The organism is Microbispora rosea, assembly GCF_044460045.1.
Classification (GTDB): Bacteria; Actinomycetota; Actinomycetes; order Streptosporangiales; family Streptosporangiaceae; genus Microbispora; species Microbispora rosea.
Window position 1 is genome coordinate 103,882 of the sequence record NZ_JBITJO010000001.1, and the last position, 25,321, is coordinate 129,202.

Consider the following 25,321-nt stretch of genomic DNA (forward strand, 5'->3'; position numbering starts at 1 on the left):
CGGGTTCACAATGTGCCGTGACTTAGGTAAAGCTGCTGTGTCGAACCGCGTTCAGGCGACCAGCGTCATTCGAGCGGAAACGCCCTCGCCGGCCTGCTTCGCCGTGCCTTCCGCGTCCGTTTCGCCCGCACGGGCCAGCGCCGAGCGGACGGCGGCGAAGGACGCGGCGACCACGTCGCGGTCGAGGCCCACCCCCCAGACCTGCCGCCCGTCGATCACGCACTCGGCGTAGACCGCGACCTCCTGGTCCTCCGGGCTCCCGGCCGCGGCCTCCACGCCGGTGCGGTGGACCATCTGCACGTCCACGTTCCAGACCGCCAGCCGGGCGCCCAGGGTGCGGATGGCGTCGGCCCGCGGCCCGGTGACGTCGAAGCGCGCGCCGTCGACGTACAGCGTGGTCTGCAGCGGCCGGCCGCCGAGCCCGAGCGGGACGGTGATCTCGGTCCGCGACAGGTACTCCTCGTCGAACAGGTCGCGGACGACGGCCGGGGTGATCTCCCCGCCCGAGCCGTCCGCGTGCGCCTGCACGACGCGGGCGAACTCCGCCTGCAGGCTCTTGGGCAGGTTCAGCCCGTGCCAGGCGCTCAGGATGTAGGCCACGCCGCCCTTGCCCGACTGGCTGTTGATGCGCACGACCGCCTCGTACGTGCGGCCGACGTCCTTCGGGTCGATCGGCAGGTACGGCATGCGCCACGGCAGGTCGTCCACGCTGACGCCGGCCTCGCCGGCCTCCGCGGCCAGCGCGTCGAAGCCCTTCTTGATGGCGTCCTGGTGGGAGCCGGAGAAGGCCGTGTAGACGAGGTCGCCGCCGTACGGGTGGCGGGGGCTGACCTGCATCTCGTTGCAGTACTCGACGGTGCGCCGGATCTCGGTGATGTCGGAGAAGTCGATGCCGGGGTCGACCCCGTGGGTGTACATGTTCAGGCCGAGCGTGACCAGGCAGACGTTGCCGGCCCGCTCGCCGTTGCCGAACAGGCAGCCCTCAATCCGCTGGGCGCCGGCCAGGAGCGCCAGCTCGGAGGCGGCCACGCCGGTGCCCCGGTCGTTGTGCGGGTGGATCGACAGGCAGACGTGCTCGCGGCGCGACAGGTTGCGGTCGAGCCACTCGATCTGGTCGGCGAAGACGTGCGGGAGCGACCGCTCGACGGTGGTCGGGAAGTTGAGGATGATCTCCCGGCCCTCCTCCGGCTGCCACACGTCCATGACCGCCTCGCAGACCTCCAGCGCGAACTCCGGCTCGGTCTCGTTGAACAGTTCGGGCGAGTACTGGAACCCGAGGTCGCAGTCGCCCAGGGTGGCCTCGGCGTACTTCATCATCAGGCGGGTTCCCTCGACGGCGAGGTCCCTGCACTCGTCGCGGGTCATGCCGAAGACCACCCGGCGGAAGAGCGGGGCGGTCGCGTTGTAGAGGTGGATGTTGGCCCGGGGCGCGCCGGCCAGGCTCTCCACGGTCCGCCGGATCAGCTCGTCCCGCGCCTGCACCAGAACCGAGATCCGCACGTCGTCGGGGATTCGGTCCTGCTCGATGAGCATGCGCACGAAGTCGTGGTCGTCCTGGCTCGCCACCGGGAACCCGACCTCGATCTCCTTGTAGCCCATCCGTACGAGCAGGTCGAACATCGCGAGCTTGCGCTCCGGGCTCATCGGGTTGACCAGCGACTGGTTGCCGTCGCGCAGGTCGGTGGACAGCCATCGCGGTGCGGCCTCGATCGTCCGGTCCGGCCAGCGCCGGTCCGCCAGGCGGACGGGGGTGAAGGCCGAGTAACGGGAAGGAGAGCTGCTCATGAGGAATTCCTTTCTCATCGGCGACCTTGCCACCGAATTCGCGACCGACCGTTTCTCCGAAAGCTGTCCGCGAATCGCGCCTACTTCCTTCCGGAAGGCCGTCCAAATTGCTGGTGATTCGCTGACCGGTACGTTGCCGAAGCTACAAGCGCCCTGGTCAAGGGGCAAGGGAGAAGCAACTAGAGTGCGCCCCGTCTCACCCGTACGATCGGTAGGGGTATCGAAAGTTGTAGGCCCGGTACAACCTCCCGGGCGGCCCTCTTAACGCCCCCCTGAATCGGACACATACTCCGAATCATGTCGATCAGCAGAGCAGCGTTCCCGGCCATTTCAATTTCGCCTTTCCGAATCCTCGGAATGTGCATGACCGAGGCGCGCCCGTCCGTTCTGGCCATCTTCTTCCTGCGGTTCGCCGCCGGCGCGGCCCTGGACGCCGGACTCGCCCCCGCCGACCCGTTCCGCCTCGTGGCGGGCGCGCTGGTGTGGCAGTGCGCGATCTTCTTCGTCTACCTGTTCAACGGCGTGATGGACGTGCGAGAGGACCGCGTCAACGGCTCGCACCGGCCGATCGCCCGGGGCGACCTCGACCCCGGCCAGGCGAAGGTCATCGCGTGGGCCGCCGCCGCGGCCGCCCTGCTCGGCGCGCTGCTGCTCGGCGGCCCGATGATCTGGCTGGTCACGACGGTGCTCGTGCTCGGCTACCTCTACTCGGCGCCGCCCTTCCAGCTGAAGAAGTGGTCCAGCGCCACCGTGGTGATCGGCGGGCTGTCCGGCCTGCTGTCCTACTGCGCGGGCTACACCTCGTGCGGGACCGGCCCCTCCGGGCAGGCGGCGATCGCGCTGCCGGCGTTCGCCGTCGCGGCCTCGCTGTGGATGGGCCTGGTCGGCACACCGGCCAAGGACCTGCCCGACATCGCGGGCGACCGCTCCGCCGGGCGCGTCTCGTTCGCCGTGAGTCGCGGAGAATGGCCGGTCAGGCTGCTGCTGTCGGCGGTCGCCGCCTCCGTCGCGCTCGCTTTCAGCGGGGTCGCACTACTATTGCGGGTGCCGCTCGGCATGGCGCCGGCCGCGATGCTCACCGGCGCCTCGCTGCTCGTCGTGATCACTCTTACTCCGCTTTCCCGGGGGTCCCGGGTGCGCCGCCGCCTGCCCTACCGCGCGTTCATGACGACGCAATACGCTGTGCATTTGGCTGTTCTTCTCCCACTGGTGTCACAATTCTTATTGTCTGGACGTGCGGCTTAGTCCAGGATGGAGGCACTCGTCCGCTTCCTCTCGGAGGGTCCATTGGCGGGAGACGGAGAACTCGGACCGGCGGTCCCGGACTTCGAGGCATTCCTTGAAGAGCATCGCTCCGAGATTCTCGAAGCGTACGCACGGAACCTGGCGGCGCTGGACAGCCCGATCAGCCGCGACCCGATCGCCCTGCGACAGGCGATGGCGAACGCGGAGCAGATCCTCGACGACGTCGCGGAGACTCTGCGGGCCGGCACCATCAGGGTGGGCGACTCCCACAAGATGATCGCGTGGGAAGTGGGGGTGACCAGGGCGGCGAGCGGGGTCCACCCGGACGAATCGCTCCGCGCGGCGTCGGTGTGGTTCCAGGCGGTCGTGACCTGCCTGCTGGAGCGCATGCCCGGCGACGCCGAGTCGATGCGGCTGCTCACACTGGTCGTCCTCGGGCTGGAGCGCAGCATCACGACACGGATCAGGGAGGCCTCGGCCAGCTACTCCAGCTTCCTGCTCGACAAGGTCCACGAGGCCCAGGTCGAGGAGCGCCGCAGGATCGCCAGGGAACTGCACGACCGGCTCGGGCACGGCCTCAGCGTCGCCCACCGGCAACTGGAGTTGTACGATCTTCATCGGGCGAGCAAGCCCGCGACGGCGACCGCCAAAGTGGAGACCGCCCAGCAGGCCATCCTGGAGACCATGCAGAACCTGCGCGCGGTCACCAGCGACCTGCACCCGCAGGAGCCGCTCAACAGCCTGGAGAAGGCCCTGCTCTACTACCTCGAGACCGTGGACATGGACGAGGTGGACATCCGGCTGCGGGTCAGCGGGGACGAGACGTGGGCCTCCCCCGCGGTGCGTGACGAGTCCTTCCTCATCCTGCGTGAGGCGACCAGGAACGCGCTCAAGCACGGCGACCCCGCCAAGGTGCTGATCCGGGTCGCCTTCGCCCCCCACGAACTGCGGGCGTCGGTGGAGGACGACGGCCTGGGCTTCGCCGAAGGAGGCCGCCGGTCGGACGGAGTGGGCCTGCTGTCGATGCAGGAACGGGCCGCGATCATCGGAGGGACGACCACCATCACCAGCAGGCCGGGCCACGGCACGCACGTCGAACTGTACGTGCCCTTCTCAGGGCTCCCGGCATGAGCGAGCGCAGCGAGCGAATCAGACAACCATGAGCGAGCGCAGCGAGCGAATCAGTCAACACAGTGCGATTCGCTCATGCGACCCCGAGCCGCCAGGCGAGGGGGCAGAATGAGCGGATCGGACAAAATGATCAGAATCGCCGTCATCGACGACCACGCGCTGTTCCGCGAGGGCCTCCGCGAGATCCTCGAGACCCAGGAGGACTTCGAGGTCGTCGGCGAGGCGGGCGACTCCGAGGGGGCGGTGGCCCTGGTCGAGCGTGAGCAGCCCGAAGTGGTCCTCCTCGACGTCGAGATCCCCGGCGACGACGCCACGCAGACGGTGACCCGCATGCGCGCGATCTCGCCCGAGTCGCAGATCATCATCCTCAGCATGTACGACGGCCCGCAGCTGCTGAGCCGCCTGCTGGCGGCGGGCATCCGCGGCTACCTGCTCAAGAGCGTGCACCGCCAGGAGCTGATCTCGGCCGTCAGGAGCGTCAGGAACGAGCCCGACCGGCTCGTGCTCGCCGTCTCGCGCGACTCCTTCGCCCAGGTGCAGGGGGGCGGGTCGAAGGTGGTGCTGACCGACAGGGAGCGGGAGATCCTCGAACTCGCCGCCCAGGCGCTGAGCAACTACCAGATCGCCACCCGGCTCACGCTCACCGAGGCGACGATCAAGCGGCACCTGCACAACATCTTCACCAAGCTCGGCGCGGTCTCCCGGATCGACGCGGTCAACAAGGCGCTGGCCGCCTCGCTCATCTCGCCGCGCCGCGACCAGCCGGCGCCCCGCCCCCGCCCGAACACCCCGGGCCTGCGGGGACAGCGCTAGATTCCCCGAGCCGCGGCGCCCGTCCGCGGAGAACTCACTCCTCCCGCAGCGGATACGTCCCGGCGAGGCGGGCCTTCACCGGCTCGGGCAGCAGGATGCCGGCCGCGGTGAGGTTCATCTCCAGGTGGACCAGGTCGCGGGTGCTCGGCACCGGCACGATGTCGTCGCCGCGCGTCAGCAGCCAGGCGATGGCCAGCCGCCCGATGCCGACGTCCATGTCGGCCGCCACCCTCTGGGCGTCGCGCAGCCGCAGCAGCTCCGCCTCCAGGCTCTCCGGCGAGAAACGCGGGTCCGTGCGGCGCACGTCTCCCGGGCCGAGCTGGACCGGCGAGGTGATCCTGCCGGTCAGGAAGCCCCGGCCGAGCGGCCTGCCGGCGACGACGCCCATCCCCAGCTCGCGCGCCACCGGCAGCACCTCCCACTCCGCCCGGCGCTGCCACAGGGAGTACTCCACCGCGACGGCGGCGACGGGCCGCGCCGCGTGTGCGCGCCGCAACAGGTCGCCGTCCAGCCCGCGGACGCCGATGTGCGCGATCTTCCCGGCGTCCTGGAGCCGGCCGGCCGCGCCCATCGTCTCCTCGATCGGCGCGACGGTGGCGCCGGGGTCCACAACGAACAGATCGATGCGCTCCACGCCCAGTCGGGCCAGGGACGCGTCGCAGGCGCGGCCGAGGTCCTCGGGGCGGGACACGCAGCCTCGCCCCTCCCATCGGGCCGTGCCAGGTGCGGTCGCGATCAGGGCCTCGTCGCGCCGGTGGGCGACGGCCTTGCCGACCAGGCGCTCGGCCTCGCCGTCCGCGTCGATCAGGTCGATCAGCGACACGCCGCCGTCAAGCGCGCGCAGGACGACCCGGATCGCCTCATCGGGGTCGACCGGGCCGTACGCGCCGGTCAGCGCGGTGCACCCGAGCCCGAGGCTCGTGGAGACGAGACCCTGCCCGCCGAGGTTCACGCGCCGCATGACGCCGCCCGCGACCCGCTCCACCGTGGCCGTTTGAAGAGTTTCGATATCGCTTCGTCATTCACGTGGACACCGCTGAAAGTAATGGAGGTACAAGAAACGCGAGGATGCACCTGATACCACTCAGATTGCGCGAGGCGGATTTTTCCGCCCCTATTTTTCCCTACTGCCACGGCCGTCCGCGCTGCGAATCCGGCAAACCATCGGCCGGATATGACAGCGATTCGGCCACGGAGCCGCCGAACACGACGAAGCGGCTGGCGAGGCGACCCGTATGGGGGTTGCGCGCGCCGTGCCGGACCCCCGGCGGTGCGAAGACGCCGTCGCCCGGGCCCAGGTCCACCCACCGGTCGTGCAGGAAGAACTGCCCCTCGCCCTCGAAGACGAAGTGCACCGTCTCGCTCTCCTCCCGCCGGCGGACGCCGAGCGTCTCCCCCGGCAGCATGATCCCGCAGCGCAGGCAGAGCCCCGCGTGTCCGGCTTCCGGCCGGAACAGGACGTTCGCGGCGGGCGGCGTCAGCCAGGTCTCGCCGTTCCACAGTGAGCGGAACAGGGCCTGGCCGGCGCCGGGCCGGACGGCGGGCGCCGTGCCGCCCTGCGACGGCACGGCGCTCCAGATGTAGACGGTCATCTCCCTGTCGCCGGCCGACAGTGAGTACGGGCTGCCCATGGGCGAGTAGAGCGCCGAGGCGGCGCGCATCCGGCTGATCTCGTAGCCGACGGTGCCGACGCCCGCGCCGGCCAGCACGACCGCGACCTGCTCGGCCGCCGCCGCGCCGGGCGGCGACCACTGGCGGCCCGCGGGGATGCGGACCGCGTCGACGGTGGAGTGCCGCGCGCCGATGTGCGGGCCGGCCACCGGGCTCACCCAGCAGTCGCCGTGCCGCCGATACTCCAGCTCCGCGCCCCGCAGCACCGCGCCGGTCTCTCGCCTGATCTCTTGCCGGGTGTCCTGCATGGTCAGGTTCATGGGGTCTCCCTGGTCACGCCCGCGCGAGTTCGGCACGGGCGGCGGAGGGGGTGAGGATCGCGTGGTACTGCCAGATGATCACCAGGCCGAAGACGCCGTACAGCGCGGCCATGCCCCATGGGGGAAGCACCGAGCCGACCGTGATGCACAGCGACGCGACCACCAGGGCCACCCGGATGTTGAGGTTGTAGACCGCCATGTAGCGGGTGCGGGACGCGGCCGGGACCATGTCGGCGAGCAGCGCCTGCCGCACCGGCACGTCCATCAGCTCGCCCACGGTGAGCACCAGCGCGGCCACGAGCAGGACCCAGCCGGTGTCGCTGACCGCCAGCACCATGTATCCGGCGGTGAACAGCCCCGCCCCCGCATACATCCGGACCCGGTCGGGCACCCGGCGCAGCACGAGGTGGGCGACGAGCGCGAGCGCCACGACCAGCACGGTGTTCTCCGCGCGGAGGATGCCGAGCATCTCCACGCCGTCCACGCGGATCGACCACGAGCCGATCGACAGCAGGTTCTGCGCCGGCAGGTCCCTCGCCAGCCGTACGCCGATGTAGTTGATCAGCTGCAGCTCGATGGACATGAACAGCGTGGCGGCGACCAGCAACCGGCCGAAGGCGCGGTCCTGGAGCACCAGCCGGTAGCCGTTGGCGAAGTCCCGCAGGATCGATCCGCGCGGCCCGGCCGTCGCGCCGGTCTCCCCGAGCCCCTGCTCGGTCTCCTCCGGCTTGGTCTCCGCGATGAGGAAGTACGTGGCCGCGGCGATCGCGACCGTGCCCGCGGCGGCCAGGGCCAGCAGCAGCGTGAAGTGCCCGTTGTAGAGGAAGCCGCCGAGCAGCGCGCCGAAGGCCAGCGCGAGGTTGATCGACCAGTAGTTGATCGTGTAGACGAGCTTGCGGCTCTCGGGGGTCGTGACGTCGAGGATCATCGCGTCGTTCGCCGGCATCGCGAAGCTCGCCGCGAACTTGTTGACGAGGTAGCCGCAGTAGACGAGCGCCGGACTGTGCCAGGCGGGCGAGTCGGCGACCGCCATGAGCGCGAACGTCACGCAGACGCCGGTCTCGCCGAGCAGCAGCGTGCGCCGCCGCCCGCGGGCGTCGGACATGTGCCCGCCCGCCAGCGTGCCCACGACGCCGAGCACCATGACGGTCACGACCAGCACGCCCGCGACCGCCACGCCGTACTCGAAGGCGAGGTAGATGGCCATGAACGACATGACCATCGAGTCGAGCAGGCGCTGCAGGAAGCCGACCGCGATGCGGACGCGCAGATTGGGGTGGAGCGCGGCCAGGTTCACGGTGTCACGCCCGCCCCGGCCGCGACGGGCTCGCCCACCTCGGCCCGTACGAGCGAGTGGACGTGCCGCGCCCGCGCGACGGCCTGCTCCTCGGTCTCCCCCGTCACGACGACGAAGCCGTGCCGGGTGCGCCAGTCCACCGTCTCCGGGATCCGGTCGCCCGGCCGGAAGGGGAACTCCAGCATGTCGACGAAGTCGAGCGCCCTGGCCTCCTCCACGCCGGTGACGGCGCGGACCTCGCCGGGGGTCAGGCTGAAGTACGAGATGTGGGCGACCGCACGGCGCTCGACCGTGCCCGGCTCCCTGCCGTCGAGGATCCGGAACACGGCCCGCTCGATGTCCAGCCCGGTGGCGAGCTGCACCAGGCGCGGGATCTGGTCGCCGCCGAGCCGCGCCTGCGACTCGACGATGCGGGGGCCGGCCGCGGTCCAGATGATCTCGGTGTGGGCCGGGCCGGTCTGGTAGCCGGTCAGCCGCAGCATCTCGACCGTCAGCTCCGCCATCGCCGCGGTGTCCGGCCCGGCCGGCGCGGGGTGCACGTGCCCGGCCTCGACGAACAGCGGCGGCGGGCCGAGCACCTTGCGGGTGACGCCGACCACCTGGTGGCGGCCGTGGTCGCTGAGCGACTCCACGCTGTATTCGGGACCGCGCAGATACTCCTCCACCAGCACCGGGCCCGCGTAGCCGTACGAGTCGAGCAGCGCGCCCCATTCGGCGACCTGGCCGGGCTCGCGCAGCAGGTACACGCCCCGGCTGCCGGCCAGCTCGGTCGGCTTGACGACCACGGGGAGGTCGAAGCCGTCGAGCAGGGCGGGCACGTCCTGCCAGCGCGCCGCGTGGGCGAACCGCACCGGCGACAGGTCGTGCTCGGCGAGCAGCCGGCGCAGCTGGAGCTTGTCGTTGAGCAGTTCGATCGAGCGTGCGGGGTTGACCGCCTTGCCGAGGTCCTCCGCGATGCGGTAGGTCGCGAGCATGCTCTCCTCGGCCCCGATGTGGTAGACGAGGTCGGCGCCGAAGTCGCGCACCGCCTGCCGTACGGTCCGGTCGAACGCGACGGGGTCGCCGAAGTCGGCGAGCACGAAGGCGTCGGTCAGGTCGGCGATGCCGGCCAGGTAGTCCGGCGTCTGCAGGGTGGGATCCCAGACCGCGCAGATCCGGTGCCCCTCCTCACGGGCCTTGATGACGAACGCCCGGTAGGGCATGACCATGACGAGATTGCTCACCGGGATCCTCCCCTCTTTCTGCTGGAAGCGGCTGATGTGCTGTGCGTGGGTCTCGGTCAGTAGGGCAGCTCGCGGCCCGACGGGGTGCGGAGGTCGGGCGCGTTCGACTGGGGCTTCCTGGTCGGCTTGCCGACGCGAATGCGACGTGCCATCGAAATCCCTCCACATCCCGTTCGAGCCGTCTCGCGGGCCCTCTGACCAGCACGCTGGCACGCGCGTATGACCGCCACAACGGCCGCGCACCCTAATGACCGGGCCGGATGACGGAAGGGGCATACGGCCTACAACTTTGGTTACGCCGGGGTGCTACGAAAATTCACACTCGGGCGTAGGCGAAGCTCGGCGCGCGGCTCGGCCCGCGCCTCAGGTAGGTCCACCACGTGAGCCCGGAGAGCAGCACGTAGGCGCCGACGAAGATCCACAGGGCGGGCAGCGACCAGCCCGCGTGCTCCTGGGCGACGCGGGCCGCGGCGGCTCCGGTGACGCTCTTCATCGCGCTCGCCGCGTCGGTGCTCGCCAGGCGGAACACCTGCTGGATCAGGAACCCGCCGAACGCGCCGATCGCCCCGGCGATGCCGATCACGGCCGCCGCCCTGCGCTTGTAGTCCGGCGCGGTCAGCGCCGGGTCGAGACCGCGCCTGGCCGCCTCCCTGCGCCCCAGCTCGCCGAAGATCACCGGGATCATCCGGTACGTCGAGCCGTTGCCCACCCCGGAGCAGGCGAAGACGACCAGGTAGGAGCAGAAGAACAGGCCGAAGTCGTGGCGCATCACCCCGCCCGCCGCCGCGACCGTCGCCACCACCATCCCGGCGAAGACGGCCAGCGTGACCCGGGCCCCGCCGTACCGGTCGGACAGCCGTCCCCCGAGCGGCCGGGCGACGGAGCCGACCAGCGCCCCGACGAAGCCCAGCCCGGCGAGGTAGTCGCGGATGAACGGATGCTGGGCCAGGAACTCCGGGAACGTCGTCCTGATCACCAGCGGCAGCGCGAAGGAGAACCCGATGAACGAGCCGAACGTGCCGACGTAGAGCAGCGACACGACCCAGGTCTGCCCGTGCCGCAGCGCCGCGGCGTACGACCGGGGGTCGGCCTTGGCCTCGGCGAGGCTGTCCATGAACAGCCAGGCGCCGATCCCGGCGATCACGATGAACGGCATCCACACCAGGCCGGCGTACGCGAGGTGGACCCGCGTGCCCGACGCCGCCACGGGCACGCCGGCGACGACCACCAGCGGCACCAGGAGCTGCACGACCGCGACGCCGAGGTTGCCGCCGGCCGCGTTGAGGCCGAGCGCGAAGCCCTTGCGCCGCTCCGGATAGAAGAACGAGATGTTCGCCATCGAGGAGGAGAAGTTGCCGCCGCCGACGCCCGCCACGGCGGCGCAGGCGAGCAGGACCCAGAACCTCGTGTCGTGGTCCTGCGCGGCCAGCCACCCGCTGGGCACGACGAACGCCAGCAGCGAGGACGGGACCAGCAGCAGCGCCGCCGATATCGTCGTCCACACCCGGCCGCCGAAGCGCGGCACCGCGAACGTGTACGGGATCCGGATCGCCGCGCCGACCAGGTTGGGCGCGGAGACGAGCCAGAACGACTCCGACACGCTCATCGGCAGCCCGGCGGCGGGCAGGCTCAGCACCACCACCGACCACAGCACCCAGATCGCGAAGCCCAGGTGCTCGGTGAAGACCGAAAGGATCAGGTTGCGCCGGGCCACCCGGCGGCCGGTGGTCTCCCAGAACTCCTCGTCCTCCGGGTTCCAGTGCTCGATCCATCCGCGGCCGCGCCGCGCGGCCGCCGTCGTCGTCGTGTCACTCATGCGGATCTCCTCGTCAGCGTGGTCGTCGTCGGGGTCTCAGGACGGGGCATGCGCCACCCCCGCGGCTTCTTCCTTGTCCGCGCGGGCGAGCCAGCGGGCGATGCCGCACACCGTGTCGGCGCAGGTGCCGCAGCCCGTGGTCGCCCGGGTGGCCGAGGCGAGCGCGGTCAGGTCGCGGGCTCCGGATCGCCACGCGGCGACCAGCCTGTCCTTGCTGACCGCGTTGCAGCGGCACACCACGCTCGTCCCCGGCAGCGCCGCCGCGTCCCCGCCGCCGGGGGCCCCGCCCTCGCCGTACGGCATGGCCCGCCCGAGCAGCAGCGCGAGCCGGTCGGGCGGCACGGGCAGGCCGCGGTCGTAGTACTGGGTGATCGTGGCGGCGGCGTCGGGCACGCCGAGCGCGATGGCCCCCGCGACCCGCTCGTCGCGGACGACGAGCTTGGCGTAGCGGCCCCGGGCCGGCTCGCTCAGCCACAGCACCTCGGCGCGGGGGTCGTCGGGCGCGGCGTGCACGTCGCCGAGCGCGGCCAGGTCCACCCCGCTCGCCTTGAGCCGGGTCACCACCTTCGTGCCGCGGTACGGCGAGCGCGTGCCGGTGAGCAGCGCGGCCAGCGCGGCGGCCTGCTCCCAGGCGGGCTGCACCAGACCGGGGACCGTGCCGGGATGCCGGGCGCAGTCGCCGATGGCGTGGATCAGCGGGTCGCTCGTGCGCAGGTCGTCGTCCACCAGCACGCCGCCGTCGACCGCGAGCCCGGCCGCCGACGCCTGCGCGGTCTGCGGGCGCACGCCCGCCGCCACGACGAGGAGGTCGGCCTCGACCAGCCGGCCGTCGTCCAGCTTCAGCCCGTCGCCGGGCAGGTAGCGGGCCGCCCGCGAGTTCAGCAGCACCCGGACGCCGAGGCCGCGCAGGACCTGGGCGAGCACCTGGCCCGCACCGTCGTCGAGCTGGCGCTCCATCAGGTGGCGGCGCGGATGGACGACGGTGACGGTGTTGCCGCGCGCCGCCAGGCCGCGTGCCGCCTCCAGGCCGAGCAGGCCGCCGCCGAGCACGGCCACGCGCACGCCGCCGCGCGCTCCGGCCGCGATCGCGGCGCAGTCGTCCAGCGTGCGGAACGTCGCCACGCCGGGGGTGAGACCGCCGTCGTCGCCGGTCAGCCCCTCCACCGGTGGCACCCACGCACGGGCGCCGGTCGCCAGCACGAGCACGTCGTAGCCGACCCGGGTGCCGTCGTCGAGGGCGACGGCGCGCCCGGCCCGGTCGATCGAGACGACCTCGCGGCCCCGGCGCACCTCGACGCCGTGCGCGGCGGCCCAGCCCTCCTCCTGCAGCCGCACCGAGTCAGCGGACATCGCGCCCGCCAGCACGTTCGACAGCAGGACCCGGTTGTACGGCGGGTGCGGCTCGTCGCCGATCGCGACGATCGCGACGCGCTCTCCCGCCGGGTCCCCGCGGCGGATCTCCTCCGCCAGCCGGGCGCCGGCCATGCCGTACCCGGCGATCACGACCCTGGTTTTCACTGCGCCTCCCGTTCCCCCGCCGGCGTCAGCCGTACGGCGCAGACCTTGAATTCGGGCATCCGGCTGACGGGGTCGAGCGCCGGATTCGTCACGAGGTTGGCGCGCTGGGCGCCCGGGAAGTGGAACGGCAGGAAGACCACGTCGGGCCGCATCGACGGCACGCAGCGCACCGTCGCGACGACCCGCCCGCGCCTGCCCGCGACCGCCGCCGCCGCGCCGTCGCCCAGCCCGGCCCGGCGTGCGGTGTCCGGGTGCACCTCGACGTACGCCTCGGGCACGGCCGCGCGCAGCTCCTCCACGCGCCGGGTCTGCGCACCCGACTGGTAGTGCTGGAGCACCCGCCCGGTGATCGCGTACAGGGGGAACTCCTCGTCCGGCGGCTCGGCCGGCCCTTTGTGGTCCACGGCGGCGAACCTGGCCCGCCCGTCGGGATGGGCGAACCGGTCCAGGAACAGCCGCGGCGTCCCCGGATGCCCCGGCCGGCGGAATGCGGGCCCGGCCGGAACGGGCCAGTGGAGCCGCTCCCCGGCGCGCAGCCGGTCCCAGGTCACGCCCGAGTAGTCGGCGGGGCCGCCCTCCGACGCCGCCCGCAGCTCGGTGAAGACCGTCTCGGGGTCGGCGGGGAAGCGCTCGGGCGGCTGCCCGAGCCGTACGGCCAGGTCGTGCAGGACCTCCAGGTCGGTGCGCACCCCGGGCGGCGGGGTCAGCGCGCGGCGGCGCAGCAGCACGCGCCCTTCGAGGTTGGTCAGCGTGCCGTCCTCCTCGGCCCACTGCGTGATCGGCAGGACCACGTCGGCGGCCCTGGCCGTCTCCGACAGCACGATGTCGGAGACCACGAGAAGGTCGAGCGCGGCCAGCCGCTCGGCCACCCGGGACGAGTGCGGCGCCGACACGACCGGGTTGCTGCCGAAGACCAGCAGCGCGGACGGGCCGCCGGAGGTGCCGAGCGCGTCGAGCAGCTCGAACGCGGACCGTCCCGGGCCGGGCAGCGCGGACGGCTCGACCCCCCACACCCGTGCCACGTGGGCGCGGGCCGCCGGGTCGTCGATCCGCCGGTAGCCGGGCAGCTGGTCGGCCTTCTGCCCGTGCTCGCGCCCGCCCTGGCCGTTGCCCTGGCCGGTCAGGCAGCCCCAGCCCGAGCCACGGCGGCCGGGCAGGCCCAGCGCGAGCGCCAGGTTGATCCAGGCCCCGGCCGTGTCCACGCCCGTGGCGTGCTGCTCCACCCCCCTGGCGGTCAGCACGTACGCGCTCGCGGCCTCGGACAGGATCGCGGCGGCCCTGCGCTGGTCGGCGGCGGCGACGCCGGTCACCCGCTCGACCCGCTCGGGCCACCAGGCGGCGGCCACCCGCCAGGTCTCCTCGAAGCCCGTCGTCCGCTCGGCGACGTACGCCTGGTCGAGGTGGCCGTCGCTCACGGCGGCGTGGAGGATGCCGAGCGCGAGCGCGAGGTCGGTGCCCGGGGCCGGCGCGAGGTGCAGCGCCGCGCGCTCGGCCGTCGGAGTGCGCCGGGGATCGACCACGATCAGCCCCCCGGCGTCCATGGCGCGGCGCAGGTGGGACAGGAACGGCGGCATCGTCTCGGCCGGGTTGGCCCCGGCGAGCAGCACCGCGTCCGCGCCCTCCAGGTCGGCCAGGGGAAACGGCAGCCCCCGGTCGAGGCCGAAGGCGCGGTGCGCCGCGGCCGCCGCCGACGACATGCAGAACCTGCCGTTGTAGTCGATCTGGGAGGTGCCGAGCGCCACCCGGGCGAACTTGCCGAGCAGATATGCCTTCTCGTTGGTGAGTCCGCCGCCGCCGAAGACCGCGACCGCGTCGGGCCCGCGCTCCGCGGCGATCTCCGTGATCCTGCGGGCGACGAGGCCGAGTGCCTCGTCCCAGCTCGCCGGGCGCAGGGTCCCGCCGTCCCGGACGAGCGGCGTGGTGAGCCGGGCCGGCGAGCCGAGCAGGGCCGCGGCGGCCCAGCCCTTCTGGCACAGTCCGCCCGCGGACGGGTCGCGGGGCCGCACCCGCACCGAGGCGCGGCCCGCCGGGCTGAGGGTCATGCCGCACTGCAACGCGCAGTACGGGCAGTGAGTGTCGACGGCGGTGCCGTCGGCGCCGTCGGCGGTGTCCGCCGGGCGCGTGTTCGTCGCCGCGCGCATCGCTCCACCTCCTCGACCGGCACTCGTACGCAGCCGGGCCTGGTCGTGTCCAGTGATCTTTTTCGCCTACTGCGGTCGCCCAGATGGCGCCTCGCTGCGTTCTCGTCGTCGCCCATAGCTCCGCTATGGCCTCCTCCTCGGCCTTGCGAGGCATCCACCTGGACGATCCTCGCTACGGCAAAAGATCACGGGACACTCCCTAGACGACGTCGGGGGTGAGGGCGTCGTGGATCTCGGAGTAGTCGGCGGCCGGGGCCGGGGCCATGCGGCGGCCGACGCCGAGCGCGAGCATCTCCAGGCGGCTCATCAGCCGGGCGAAGTCCTCGGGGAGCAGCGCCTGCTTGCCGTCGCACAGCGCCTGCTCGGGCTGGACGTGCACGTCGATCAGCAGGGCGTCCGCGCCCGCCGCGACGGCGGCCAGCGTGAGCGGCTCGATGAGCTCGGGGATGCCGAGGGAGTGGCTGGGGTCGACCATCACCGGCAGGTGGGTGCGCCGCTTGAGCAGCGCCACCGCCGACAGGTCGAGCGTGAAGCGGGTGGCCCCCTCGAACGTCCTGATCCCCCGCTCGCACAGCACGAGCTGGTCGTTGCCCTCGGCGAGGATGTATTCGGCGGCGGTGAGCAGTTCGTCGACCGTGCAGCCGAAGCCGCGCTTGAGCACGGCCGGCATGCCGCTGCGGCCCACCTCGGTCAGCAGCTCGAAGTTCTGCATGTTGCGGGTGCCGATCTGGAAGCCGTCGACCACCTCGGCCATCCGGTCGACGTGCCGGGGGTCGACCACCTCGGTGAGGATCGGCAGGCCGGTCTCCTCCCTGGCCTGCGCCAGCAGGTCCAGGCCCGCCCACTTGAGGCCCTGGAAGGAGTACGGCGTGGTGCGCGGCTTGAACGCGCCGCCACGCAGGCCGACCGCGCCGTGCCGGGCGGCGGCCCTGGCCGTGGACATCATCTGCCCGGGGTTCTCGACGGCGCAGGGCCCGGCGAAGACCGCGATGTCCCCGTCCCCGATCACCGCGGAGCCGATGCTCACGGCCGTGCCGGCGGGGAACAGCTCGCGCCGGCCGAGCCGGAAGCCGCCGCTCGCCCGTGCCGTCTGCCGCGGCCGGGGCAGGTCGGCCGGGAGGGGCAGCAGGGTGCCGGGCCCCTGCGCCACCATCACGTCCGCCCCGCCCAGACGGTACGTCGTGGTCGTTGTGCCGGTGGAGTCGAAGTGCTGGGCCCACCCGGCGATCCCGGACGGATCGATCGTCGAGTCGAACACCAGCAACAGCTCGGCGTCAGTCATGGCAGTTCTCCACATCCGTGTGGTCGGGTCTTCGTGGTGTCGGGGCGGCGGGGTCGTCCGCGTGTGCGCCGCCGGGCCGGTTCTTGGGGGGAACTCCGGCCCGGCGGCGCGGATCGGTGCGGATCGCCGTTGATCCGCGTGCGGGTGGCGGGGATCGGGGCGTCGGCAGGGCGGGATCAGACGAAGACGTCGGTGAGGATCGTGCCGAGCGACTTGCCGCCGTTCTCGCGGATGTAGGTGGACAGCGAGCTGTACTTCTCCCGCAGCCGGCGCTTGAGGACCTTGCCGGTGACGCCGACCGGGAAGTCCTCCTCGTTGCGCGCGACCTCCAGCATGGTCAGCTCGGGGTGACCGGCGGCCTTCAGCTTCTCGTTCGCCTCGTTGAGCAGCTTCTGCGCGTCCGGCCTGGCGGCGCTGGACGTCACGACCGCCACCGGGACCGTCCGGCCGCGGTGGATGCCCGCCACGACGGCGCAGTCGAGGACCTCGGGCAGGTCGTTGAGCAGCAGCTCCTCCATGAAGACCGAGTAGCCGGTGCCGGTCGGGGTCTCGATCGCGTCCACCGCCCGGTCGACCTGGAAGTAGTTGCCCGCCTCGTCGCGGTAGGCCATGTCGCCGGTCAGCCAGTAGCCCGACAGCTTGCTGCGGTAGGTGGTGTCGGAGTCGCTCCAGTATCCGGCGGTGATCGCCGGGCCCTTCGCGCCGAGCAGCCCGACCTCGTTGACGTCGGCGACCGTGCCGTCCCTGCGCAGCACGGCGACCTCGGCGACGCCGACCGGCTTGCCCACGCACCGGTCGTTGCGCTCGTCGGACAGCGTGCGGACCTTCAGCAGCACGCCCCAGCCCAGCTCGGTGGTGCCGAGGCGGTCGAAGAAGGCGGCCGGCGGCAGCGACGGGTCGCGCATGGCGAGGATCGCCTTGATGTGCTTCTCGTGCACCGCGTCGCCGATGGAGATCCAGACGTTGACCGAGTCGATCGTCCCGGCCGGCAGGTCCGCGCCGGCCAGCTCGGCGTACGCGTGGCCGAAGGCCATGACGGTCGTCGGGCGGTACTTCTCGACGGCCTTGGCCAGCTCGGGGCCGCTGGTGTCGAACCACGGCACGATCGGCGTGCCGCCGAGCATGGCGTACGTCGTGTAGGCGATGCAGCCGAGGTGCGACTGCGGCAGCGCGGTCATCATCACGGCGCCCGGCTGCTCGTGGTGGTCCACGAGACGGAAGCGCGGCCCGGCCACGCACGAGCGGTGGGTCTGGATGACCGGCTTGGGCCGCCCGGTGGTGCCGGAGGAGTGCAGGATCGAGACCGGGTCCTCGCCGACGTGGCGGAAACGGGCCTCCTGCGGCAGCGTGGCGGGCGGGGGCGCGGGCAGCTCCTCGGCCACCTGCGTCCACCGCAGGCCCGGCAGCAGGTGGAACTCCTCGCCGAGGATCTCCAGATGGGCGAGGTCGGTGTACATGCCGATGGGGTTGGTCTGGCGGCACAGCTCGGTGGCGATGTAACGCGAGGCCTTGCTGTTGACCAGCACCGCCACCGCGCCGATCTGGGCCAGCGCGTAGAAGTGCAGGGAGTAGGCGAAGGAGTCCTCCAGGTAGATGGCCACCCGGTCGCGGGGCCGTACGCCCTGGCGGAGGTACCACACCGACCAGCTCTGGGCCAGCTCGTCCAGCTCCAGCAGGCTGAACTCGGTCTGCTGCTCACCCTTGGTGTTGGTCAGCGGCCGGCCCAGGTGGATGAACGGCAGCTCCGGGTGCGGGTTGGCCTCGATGGCCTTCGTCAGCAGGTTGCCGCCGCCGAGGTCGGGGTCCGCGGCGATCCGGGCGCGCTGCTCCGGCGTGAGGACGGTCTCGTGGGAGATGGAGATGGTCATCGATCTCACCTTTCGGTAGTGACGGGAGATGACGTGCTCGTGGAGGGACTGTGCTCGTTGAGGCTGGGCTCGTGGTGGCTGTGCTCGTGGAGGCTGGACTCGTGGGGGGAGCGGGGCTCGTAGGAGGGCAGTGCGCCGAACATCTCGGCGCAGGTGTCGCGGTAGAAGCCGAGATCGGGGCCGAGGAGGTCGCGCAGCGCGCCCAGGGCCGCCGCGAACTCCGCCTCCCCGTCCGCCCGCCCGTCGAGGAGACCGGCGAGCGTGCGTACGCCTTCGGCCAGCGCCGCGCGGGCGGCGGCGGCCTGCGGGTTGGCCGACTGGACGTCCCAGTAGACCTCCGGGGTGCCCCCGGCGATCCGGGCCAGCAGCGCGAGCATCGTGGCGTGGGGCGGCGGGGCGACAGCGGCCAGTTCGGCGACGCCGACGCCGAGGCCGGCCAGCGCGAGCCCGAACGACAGCACCGCCGCATGGGTGAGCGCCTGCGTCGCCGCGGCCAGCCGGTCGTGCTCGTGCGCGCCGAGCCGTACGGCACGGCCGCCCCAGCTCTCGACCAGCCGCAGCAGCGCCCTCGCGCGGGGACCGTCGTGGACCACGACGGCGGCGACCGGCCGCCCCGCGAAGCCGAGCGACGGGGCGAACATCGGGTTGAGACCGGCCGCCTCGACGTCCCCGGCATGAGCCAGGATCTCCTCGGCGATCGGGCCCTTGACCGAGAGCGTGTCGGCGAGCAGCGCGCCCGGCCGCATCGCCGCGGCCACCTGCTTCACCGCCGCCAGCGCCACCTGCTCGGGCACCGCGAGCAGGACCAGGTCGGCCCGCCCGATCTCGCCGGCGAGTTCGGGCCCGATGTCCGTGATGTCGCCCCGCAGGACCCTCGCCTCACCGGCCGGGGGCGCCCCGGCGGGGCTCCCGGCCGTGACATCCTGCGAGGCGACGTTCACGGCCCGCGCGGACCCGGCGGCCGATGCCCCGGGGGCCGCGCCGGGCGCGGGGTCGACGACGAGCACCTCGGCGCCGGACCGCAGCAGGTGCTCGGCGAACAGGCCGCCCACGGCGCCCGCGCCGCCGACGACGACGCAGCGCCGCAGCAGGCCCGTCTCCCCGTGATCCGCCGCCGGGCGGTCACAGGCCGTCGTGTGGTCCCCGCGGTCCATCGTCAGGCCCCCACGGCCTGGGCCGCGGTTTCGAGCACCGCGGTGATCATGGCGCGGGACTTGACGACCGTCTCCTCGAACTCCTCCTCGGGGTCCGACAGGGCCACGATCGCGCCGCCGACGCCGAAGCTGACCCGGTCGCGGGTGGCGACGAGAGTGCGGATGATGATGCTGAGGTCGGTGGCCCCGCCGAGGGAGAACCAGCCGAGCGCGCCGGAGTAGGCGCCGCGCGGGCCCTCCTCCAGGCGGTCGATGATCTCCATCGTGCGGATCTTGGGAGCGCCGGTCATCGACCCGCCGGGGAAGGCGGCCCGCACGCAGGTCACCACCGACTCCTCCGGCCGCAGCGTGCCGCGGATCGTGGAGACGAGCTGGTGCACCGGCGCGTACGTCTCGACGTGGAAGAGCCGGGGCACGTGCACCGACCCGACCTCGCAGACGGTGTTCAGGTCGTTGCGGATCAAGTCGACGATCATGAGGTTCTCGGCGCGGTCCTTCTCGCGGCTGAGCAGGTCGTGGCGGAGCGCCTCGTCCTCCTCGGGCGTCGCGCCGCGCGGCCGGGTGCCCTTGATCGGCTTGGACTCGGCGACCCGGTCGGGGCCGATCGTCATGAACCGCTCGGGCGAGGCGCTGAGCACCGCGACGTCGGGGAAGTCGAGCAGCGCGCCGTACGGCACCGGGCTGATCTTCCGCAGGTGGCTGTAGGTCCGCAGCGGGTCGATCTCGGCCCGGACGGTGACCGCGTTGGTCAGGCAGATCTCGTAGGACTCGCCGTGGTAGATCTCCTCCAGGCACTCGCCGATCCGGCTGAGGTAGCCCTGCTTGTCGTGCCGCATCTCGACCGCGCCGGCGATCGCCGGGTCGGTCATGCCGACCCCCGCGAACGCGGCCGGCTCGGCCGGCTCGTGCCTCGGCAGGGAGAACAGCCGCGCCGCGGCCTCGTCCAGCCAGGCGATCGCGCCGCCGTCGGTGTCCCCGTCCGCGCTCGTCGTCAGCGCGAGCAGGTAGCAGACGCCCTCCACGTCGTCGAGCACGAGCATCCGGTCGGCGAACAGCAGCGCCGCGTCGGGCTCCTCGGCCTGGTGCGCGGCCTGGCCGCCCGCCTCGGCCTTGAGCTCGTAGCCCAGGTAGCCGACGTACCCGAGGTTGAAGTCGAACGGCAGGCCCTCGGGCGCCGGCACGGCGCGCTCACGCAGCTGCTCGTCGAGGTACTCGAAGAACGGCTGCTCGACGCGCTGCCGCGACCCGTCGGCCCGGCGTACGGTGACCGTTCCCTCCGCCACCCGGTAGGTGACGTACTCGGCGAGCGGCCCGGAGCCGTCGCCCATGAACGAGAACCGCGACAGCCCCTCGATGACCGAGCTGCTGTCGAGCCAGAAGCCGTGCTCCTTGCCCGCGAACAGCTCGCGGTAGGCGGTCTCCGCGTCCGGCAGCAGCGGCAGCCTGCGCACGTGCACCCGGTAGGGCGAGCGGGCGGCGGCGGCGCGCTCCTCCCTGGCCCGGCGGTGGGCCAGCGCGAGGTCGCGGAAGTTGGCCAGCAGCTCGCGGCCGTGCTCGCTGCTGATCGACTCGGGGTGGAACTGGACGCCCCAGACGGGCTCGGTGCGGTGCCGGACCCCCATGACGACGCCGTCGTCGGTCCAGGCCACGGCCTCCAGCTCGTCCGGCAGGTCGGTGGCGGCCAGCGAGTGGTAGCGCACGACCGAGAACGGCGAGGGCAGCCCGGCGAAGATGTCGGCGCCGGTGTGGCGCACCTGCGAGACGCGGCCGTGCATCGGCTGCGGCGCGTGGGTGACGGTCCCGCCGAACAGGTGGCAGATGCCCTGGTGGCCGAGGCAGACGCCGAGCACGGGCAGCCCGCTCTCGCGGATGGCCCGCGCGCTCACGCCGAAGTCGCGGGCCCGCTCGGGCCGGCCGGGACCCGGGGAGATCACGACGCTGTCGAACTCGTGGATCGGCACCTGGGACCAGTCGGCGTCGTTGCGCACCACGACCGGCGGCTGTCCGTTCACCTCACCCAGGAGCTGGTAGAGGTTGTAGGTGAACGAGTCGTAATTGTCGATCAGGATCGTTCTCATTCCGGGGTTCCTCCAAGCCGTGTCGGAATAGCCGGGTGAGCCGCCGGCGCCGCGCTCACCGAGCGGCGACATCGCCGATCACCAGGTCCTCGACCCTGCAGGTCTCCGCGATGACGAGTTCGTAGAGGCGGCGCAGGAAGTCGGGGTCGATTCCGTGGTCCTGCGCGTATCGGGCGGCCCGCCGCTGCACGATGCCGATGCGGTGGGGCTGCATCATCGGGACGTTGTGCTCGCGCTTGAAATGCGCGATTTCCACGCAGCACTCGATACGCCTGCGCAGGGTGTCGAGTAGCGACTCGTCGATGCGGTCGAGTGAGGCCCGCAGCGTCTCCAGACCGTCTTCTCCGGCGCCGTTGCCAGCCATGTGAACAGCCCTCCAATCGGGGGTGCACCGATGTTCCGGCCCTGTCGGGCTAATTCAGGATTCGATCCGGCGCACATTTCTCACAACCCCTAACGGCCCCACAGCACGGCCGGACAATCCGGGACGACCTCGGACTTCTCGGTACCCCCGAGGTCGGAGGGACGAAGGCCGGCCGGCGACCCCGGTCCACCCCTATCGGGAAACGGGTCATCCCGAATGATCGGGAAATTTCGTTGACCGTCCAAAAATGGCGGAACTAATGTCCGTTCGCGAAGTGCCTGTGAGCACGTGCGAGAAACGGCGGTGGCGAAAGTGAAACCTCGAGCATTCGTACTTACCGGATCATTCCTGGTGATCTGCCGGGCCCCTCTTTATCTGCGCGAACTGTCCCGCCGCGGGCTGCGGATCCTCGTGGTCACGCCGGCCTCCTGGCGTGAGCAGGCCCTGGCCCAGATGCGCGACCCCGAGCACCCGGCATCGGTCATCGAGGAGATCGCCTTCACCGACGGCGACGTCAACACGGACAACTCGTTCACCGCCGGCGTGATCTCCGGCGTACGGGCGTGGCGGGACCGCTACGACATCACCGGCGTCTACGCGGTCGGCGAGACGCTGGTCGAGCCGACCGGCCTGCTCGCCGACGCTCTCGGCCTGCCCTCCCCCGGACTGCGGGCCACCCGCGCCTGCCGCAGCAAGTACCTCCAGCGGTGGTATCTGCCGGAGTTCAGCCCGGCCTCGGTGGTCGTCCCCCCGGCCGAGCGCGCGACGTTCACCGCCGCCGGCGTCTCGTTCCCCGCCGTGGTCAAGCCCGCGAGCCGGCACTCCAGCTCGGGTGTGGAGACCGTCCGCGACCCGGCCGAGCTGCGCGCCCAGCTCGACGCGTACCTGCCGCACGAGACGGTGCTGGTGGAGGAGAAGGTGACCGGCCAGGAGTTCTCCGTGGAGAGCCTGGTGCAGGACGGCCGGGTCGTCTTCGCCTCGGTGACCCGCAAGGAGACGACCGAGTCGGGCACCCGCACCTTCGTCGAGCTGTCCCACTCGGTCCCGAACGAGCTGGAGGGCGTCAACCGGATCATCCTCGACGCCAACCGGCGCATGCTCGAACGGCTGGCCTTCGCCGACGGCATCGCGCACGCCGAGTGGCGGGTGGACGACGCGGGCCGCCCCTACCTGATGGAGGTGGCCGCGCGCACTCCCGGCGACGGCCTGTCGATCCTCTACTCGCTCGCGACCGGCGCCCCGATGGAGCCGGAGATCATCCGCATCGCCCTGGGAGAGCCCGCGGACTATCCCGCGCCGCGCCGGTACGCCCGGCAGGTCTACCTGGAGCACGAGCCCGGACGGCTCGGCGACGTGACGGTGGACTGGCCGGGTATCTCACCGGCTTGGGTGGGCGAGGGCGGCCTGTGGCCCGAGGTCGAGCCCGGCGCCCCGGACGACCCGCCCACCCTGCGCGCCGTGCTCGTGCTCAAGGACCGGGGCGCCGAGCTCGGGCCGCTGCACAGCTCCGACGACCGCGCGGTGACGTTCCTCATCGACGCGGCCACCCCGGCCGAGCTGGACGAGCTCGAGATGCGCGTACGGCACGCCGTGCGGATCCACACGCTCGAGCCCGCCGGCGCCCGGATGTAGTGGATCCCCGTGGACGCGCGGAGCGCGGCGGGAGGCGACGAGCCTCCCGCCGCGCCCTGCTGTCAGGGGCCGGCGACCGTCAGGGGTAGCTGACCACGTTGACCGGAACGGTGGCCGTGCCCTGGGCCGCGCCGCCCGTGTCGTTGATGACGTGGGCGATCGTGCCGACCCCGCCCAGCGACACCGTGAGCAGGTCGTGGAACCTCACCCCGGATCTGTTCGGGGCCTCGAAGCCGCGCTCGGCCACGATCGAGGGGTCGGTGCTGAAGTTGCAGTAGCTGCCCATGCCCCAGGCCTCGTGGCTGGTCACGCTGTCGGCCACCTTGTAGGCGGCGTAGCCCCGGGTCGAGCCGTTCATCCACGACGCCTGGTTCGGCGGGTCGTAGGGCAGCTCGTTCTGGAAGAAGATCGTCTTACCGCCCTGGCCGTTCCAGATCACCTCGTACTTCCTGTAGTGCTCGACGAACAGGCCGTACGCCGTGACGTTGTCGCCGTTGACGATCAGGCCGGTGTCGGCGGGGTTGGTGTTCCAGCCCACGCCCGCGCCGTGGTCGGCCCGCCACGCCCAGATGTGGTCGATGATCGTGTTGTCGCTGTTCACGACCACGCTGGTCGTGGCCGAGCCGGGTCCCGCGCCGCCGATCCGGAAGAACACGTCCTGGATCGAGGTGGGGTTGCCGGCGTGGCTCGCCGAGGCGCCGTCCGGGCCGACCCGCAGCAGCACCGGTGAGTTGACCGTGCCGGCGTCGAAGAGCAGACCGGCGATCTTCACGCCGTCGACGTCCGCGACGTTCATCGCGACGACTCCGTTGTCCGGGATCAGCGTGGCGTAGCCGAGCCCGAGGACCACCGTGTCCGCCCGGGTCACGTTGAGCGTCTGGTTGAGGTGATAGATGCCGGGCGTGAACAGCAGGTTGAGGCCCTGGCTCAGCGCCTGGTTGAGCGTGGCGGCGCTGTCGGACGGCTTGGCGACATAGAACTGCGTCAGCGGGATCGACGTGCCGGGGGTCGCGCCGTTCGCCCAGCTCACACCGCTGGAGTTGGTCCGCAGCGAGGGGACGAAGACGCGGTAGGCGCCGCCCGAGTCCACGTACAGGTACGGCTTCTCGCGGGTGACCGGGCTGGTCGCGAGCGTCGTGTACGGCGGGTTCGGGAAGCTCTGCGCCGGGGCGCCGACGACGCCGGAGAACACCATGTTCCACACGGCGTTGGTCCAGCCGCCGATGGTGCTGTCGCGGGTGAACCACTGCTGCTGGGAGTACGGGCCGACCGTGCCGTCGATCTTGCTGTCGGCGATGTAGCCGCCGCTGGCCCAGCCGTACCCGTTGGGGGCGAGGTTCAGCCCGCCGCGCACGTGGATCCGCCGGAACGGCGCGGCCTGGGCCACGGCCCACCGGTCGGTGCCGTTGACCGGGACGACGGCCAGGTTCTCCGCCGACCGCCAGAAGTTCTGGGTGGCGTTGCCGTTGAACCACCCGGCGTCGACGGTGATGTCACCGTTGATCGTCACGTTGTCGGGCGACTGGCCGAGACCGGCGATCGAGGTGTAGAAGCCGATCTGGGCGTTGAGGCCGCTGTAGGTGCCCGGCTTGAACAGCAGCGCGTAGCGCTGGCTGCCGAACTGGTTCGACTCCTGCTGGCCGAAGATGGTGTCGAGTGTGCCCTGGATGCTCGCGCTCGACATCGACGGGTCGAAGACCTTCACGTTCGGCCCGAGGTCGCCGCCGCCGGGGAGATCGCCGCCGCCGTCGTCACCGCCGCCCGTGGTGTTGACGGCGAACTCCCAGAGCGAGTAGCCGTACGCCGTGGCGCGGGTGAGCCCGTACATCCGCACGTAGCGGCCGGTCGCCGACACGTCGAGCGACTGCGTCCCGGCGACACCGGTCACCGTGGCGGTCGCGTCCGACCACGACGACCCGTCCGGCGACACCTGGATCTTGAAGGTCTGCGCGCGAGCGGTCTCCCAGTTCAGAATCACCTTGCAGACCTGCTGCGAGCTGCCCAGATCCACCTGGATCCACTGCGGGTCGCTGAACGCGCTCG

General features: G+C 71.9%; 18 protein-coding genes. 4 read left to right on the forward strand and 14 right to left on the reverse strand.

Annotation, left to right across the window (positions count from 1 at the left end; translation table 11 throughout):
• Nucleotides 1-51: 51 nt before the first annotated feature.
• A complete protein-coding gene (leuA, locus tag ACIBK1_RS00505; protein WP_081903737.1) occupies nucleotides 52-1,785 on the reverse strand; it encodes a 2-isopropylmalate synthase in 1,734 nt (577 codons plus the stop codon).
• 363 nt (nucleotides 1,786-2,148) lie between these two features.
• Here leuA and ACIBK1_RS00510 point away from each other — a divergent pair, with 363 nt between their 5' ends.
• The 3 genes from ACIBK1_RS00510 (at nucleotide 2,149) to ACIBK1_RS00520 (ending at nucleotide 4,974) form a co-directional block, all read left to right on the forward strand.
• Entirely contained in the window at nucleotides 2,149-3,030 is an 882-nt protein-coding gene (locus ACIBK1_RS00510; protein ID WP_051762014.1) for a UbiA family prenyltransferase, read from the forward strand.
• Nucleotides 3,031-3,072: 42 nt separating this feature from the next.
• Nucleotides 3,073-4,161: a sensor histidine kinase gene (locus tag ACIBK1_RS00515; protein WP_030509696.1), complete on the forward strand. Its 1,089-nt coding sequence runs from the start codon at nucleotides 3,073-3,075 to the stop codon at nucleotides 4,159-4,161.
• Between the two features lie 126 nt (nucleotides 4,162-4,287).
• On the forward strand, nucleotides 4,288-4,974 hold the full coding sequence (locus ACIBK1_RS00520) for a response regulator transcription factor (RefSeq protein ID WP_231514002.1): 687 nt from the start codon (nucleotides 4,288-4,290) through the stop codon (nucleotides 4,972-4,974).
• Between the two features lie 34 nt (nucleotides 4,975-5,008).
• Here the strand turns inward: ACIBK1_RS00520 and ACIBK1_RS00525 are convergent, their stop codons facing one another.
• From ACIBK1_RS00525 to ACIBK1_RS00580, 12 genes are all read right to left on the reverse strand, one after another.
• Entirely contained in the window at nucleotides 5,009-5,959 is a 951-nt protein-coding gene (locus tag ACIBK1_RS00525) for an aldo/keto reductase (protein ID WP_081903734.1), read from the reverse strand.
• A gap of 139 nt (nucleotides 5,960-6,098) precedes the next feature.
• Entirely contained in the window at nucleotides 6,099-6,905 is an 807-nt protein-coding gene (locus tag ACIBK1_RS00530; protein ID WP_051762012.1) for a cupin domain-containing protein, read from the reverse strand.
• A 13-nt stretch (nucleotides 6,906-6,918) separates the two neighbouring features.
• Nucleotides 6,919-8,202 (reverse strand): MFS transporter, encoded by a 1,284-nt coding sequence (locus ACIBK1_RS00535; RefSeq protein ID WP_396731235.1) that lies wholly within the window; start codon nucleotides 8,200-8,202, stop codon nucleotides 6,919-6,921.
• A complete protein-coding gene (locus tag ACIBK1_RS00540; protein ID WP_396731238.1) occupies nucleotides 8,199-9,425 on the reverse strand; it encodes an ATP-grasp domain-containing protein in 1,227 nt (408 codons plus the stop codon). Before ACIBK1_RS00540 ends, ACIBK1_RS00535 begins: the two co-directional genes overlap by 4 nt.
• A gap of 316 nt (nucleotides 9,426-9,741) precedes the next feature.
• Nucleotides 9,742-11,241 (reverse strand): MFS transporter, encoded by a 1,500-nt coding sequence (locus ACIBK1_RS00545; protein WP_396731241.1) that lies wholly within the window; start codon nucleotides 11,239-11,241, stop codon nucleotides 9,742-9,744.
• Nucleotides 11,242-11,277: 36 nt separating this feature from the next.
• Complete coding sequence (locus ACIBK1_RS00550) at nucleotides 11,278-12,759, reverse strand: FAD-dependent oxidoreductase (RefSeq protein WP_396731244.1); 1,482 nt, start codon at nucleotides 12,757-12,759, stop codon at nucleotides 11,278-11,280.
• A complete protein-coding gene (locus tag ACIBK1_RS00555) occupies nucleotides 12,756-14,801 on the reverse strand; it encodes a molybdopterin oxidoreductase family protein (protein WP_036407697.1) in 2,046 nt (681 codons plus the stop codon). The genes ACIBK1_RS00550 and ACIBK1_RS00555 overlap by 4 nt, the downstream gene beginning before the upstream one ends.
• 298 nt (nucleotides 14,802-15,099) lie before the next feature.
• On the reverse strand, nucleotides 15,100-16,182 hold the full coding sequence (gene aroF / locus ACIBK1_RS00560) for a 3-deoxy-7-phosphoheptulonate synthase (RefSeq protein ID WP_051762009.1): 1,083 nt from the start codon (nucleotides 16,180-16,182) through the stop codon (nucleotides 15,100-15,102).
• A gap of 176 nt (nucleotides 16,183-16,358) precedes the next feature.
• Nucleotides 16,359-18,050: a class I adenylate-forming enzyme family protein gene (locus tag ACIBK1_RS00565; protein ID WP_030509686.1), complete on the reverse strand. Its 1,692-nt coding sequence runs from the start codon at nucleotides 18,048-18,050 to the stop codon at nucleotides 16,359-16,361.
• 5 nt (nucleotides 18,051-18,055) lie between these two features.
• Nucleotides 18,056-19,204: a prephenate dehydrogenase/arogenate dehydrogenase family protein gene (locus tag ACIBK1_RS00570; protein ID WP_396731247.1), complete on the reverse strand. Its 1,149-nt coding sequence runs from the start codon at nucleotides 19,202-19,204 to the stop codon at nucleotides 18,056-18,058.
• A gap of 2 nt (nucleotides 19,205-19,206) precedes the next feature.
• Nucleotides 19,207-21,282, reverse strand: coding sequence for an aminodeoxychorismate synthase component I (gene pabB, locus ACIBK1_RS00575; RefSeq protein ID WP_396731250.1), 2,076 nt, complete (start codon nucleotides 21,280-21,282; stop codon nucleotides 19,207-19,209).
• Nucleotides 21,283-21,337: 55 nt separating this feature from the next.
• On the reverse strand, nucleotides 21,338-21,646 hold the full coding sequence (locus ACIBK1_RS00580; protein WP_030509683.1) for a chorismate mutase family protein: 309 nt from the start codon (nucleotides 21,644-21,646) through the stop codon (nucleotides 21,338-21,340).
• A gap of 312 nt (nucleotides 21,647-21,958) precedes the next feature.
• Between ACIBK1_RS00580 and ACIBK1_RS00585 the strand changes: the two genes are divergently transcribed.
• A complete protein-coding gene (locus ACIBK1_RS00585; protein WP_051762008.1) occupies nucleotides 21,959-23,278 on the forward strand; it encodes an ATP-grasp domain-containing protein in 1,320 nt (439 codons plus the stop codon).
• A 79-nt stretch (nucleotides 23,279-23,357) separates the two neighbouring features.
• Here ACIBK1_RS00585 and ACIBK1_RS00590 read toward each other — a convergent pair.
• Nucleotides 23,358-25,321: galactose-binding domain-containing protein (locus tag ACIBK1_RS00590; RefSeq protein ID WP_396731253.1), on the reverse strand; the 1,964-nt coding region annotated here is incomplete at its 5' end.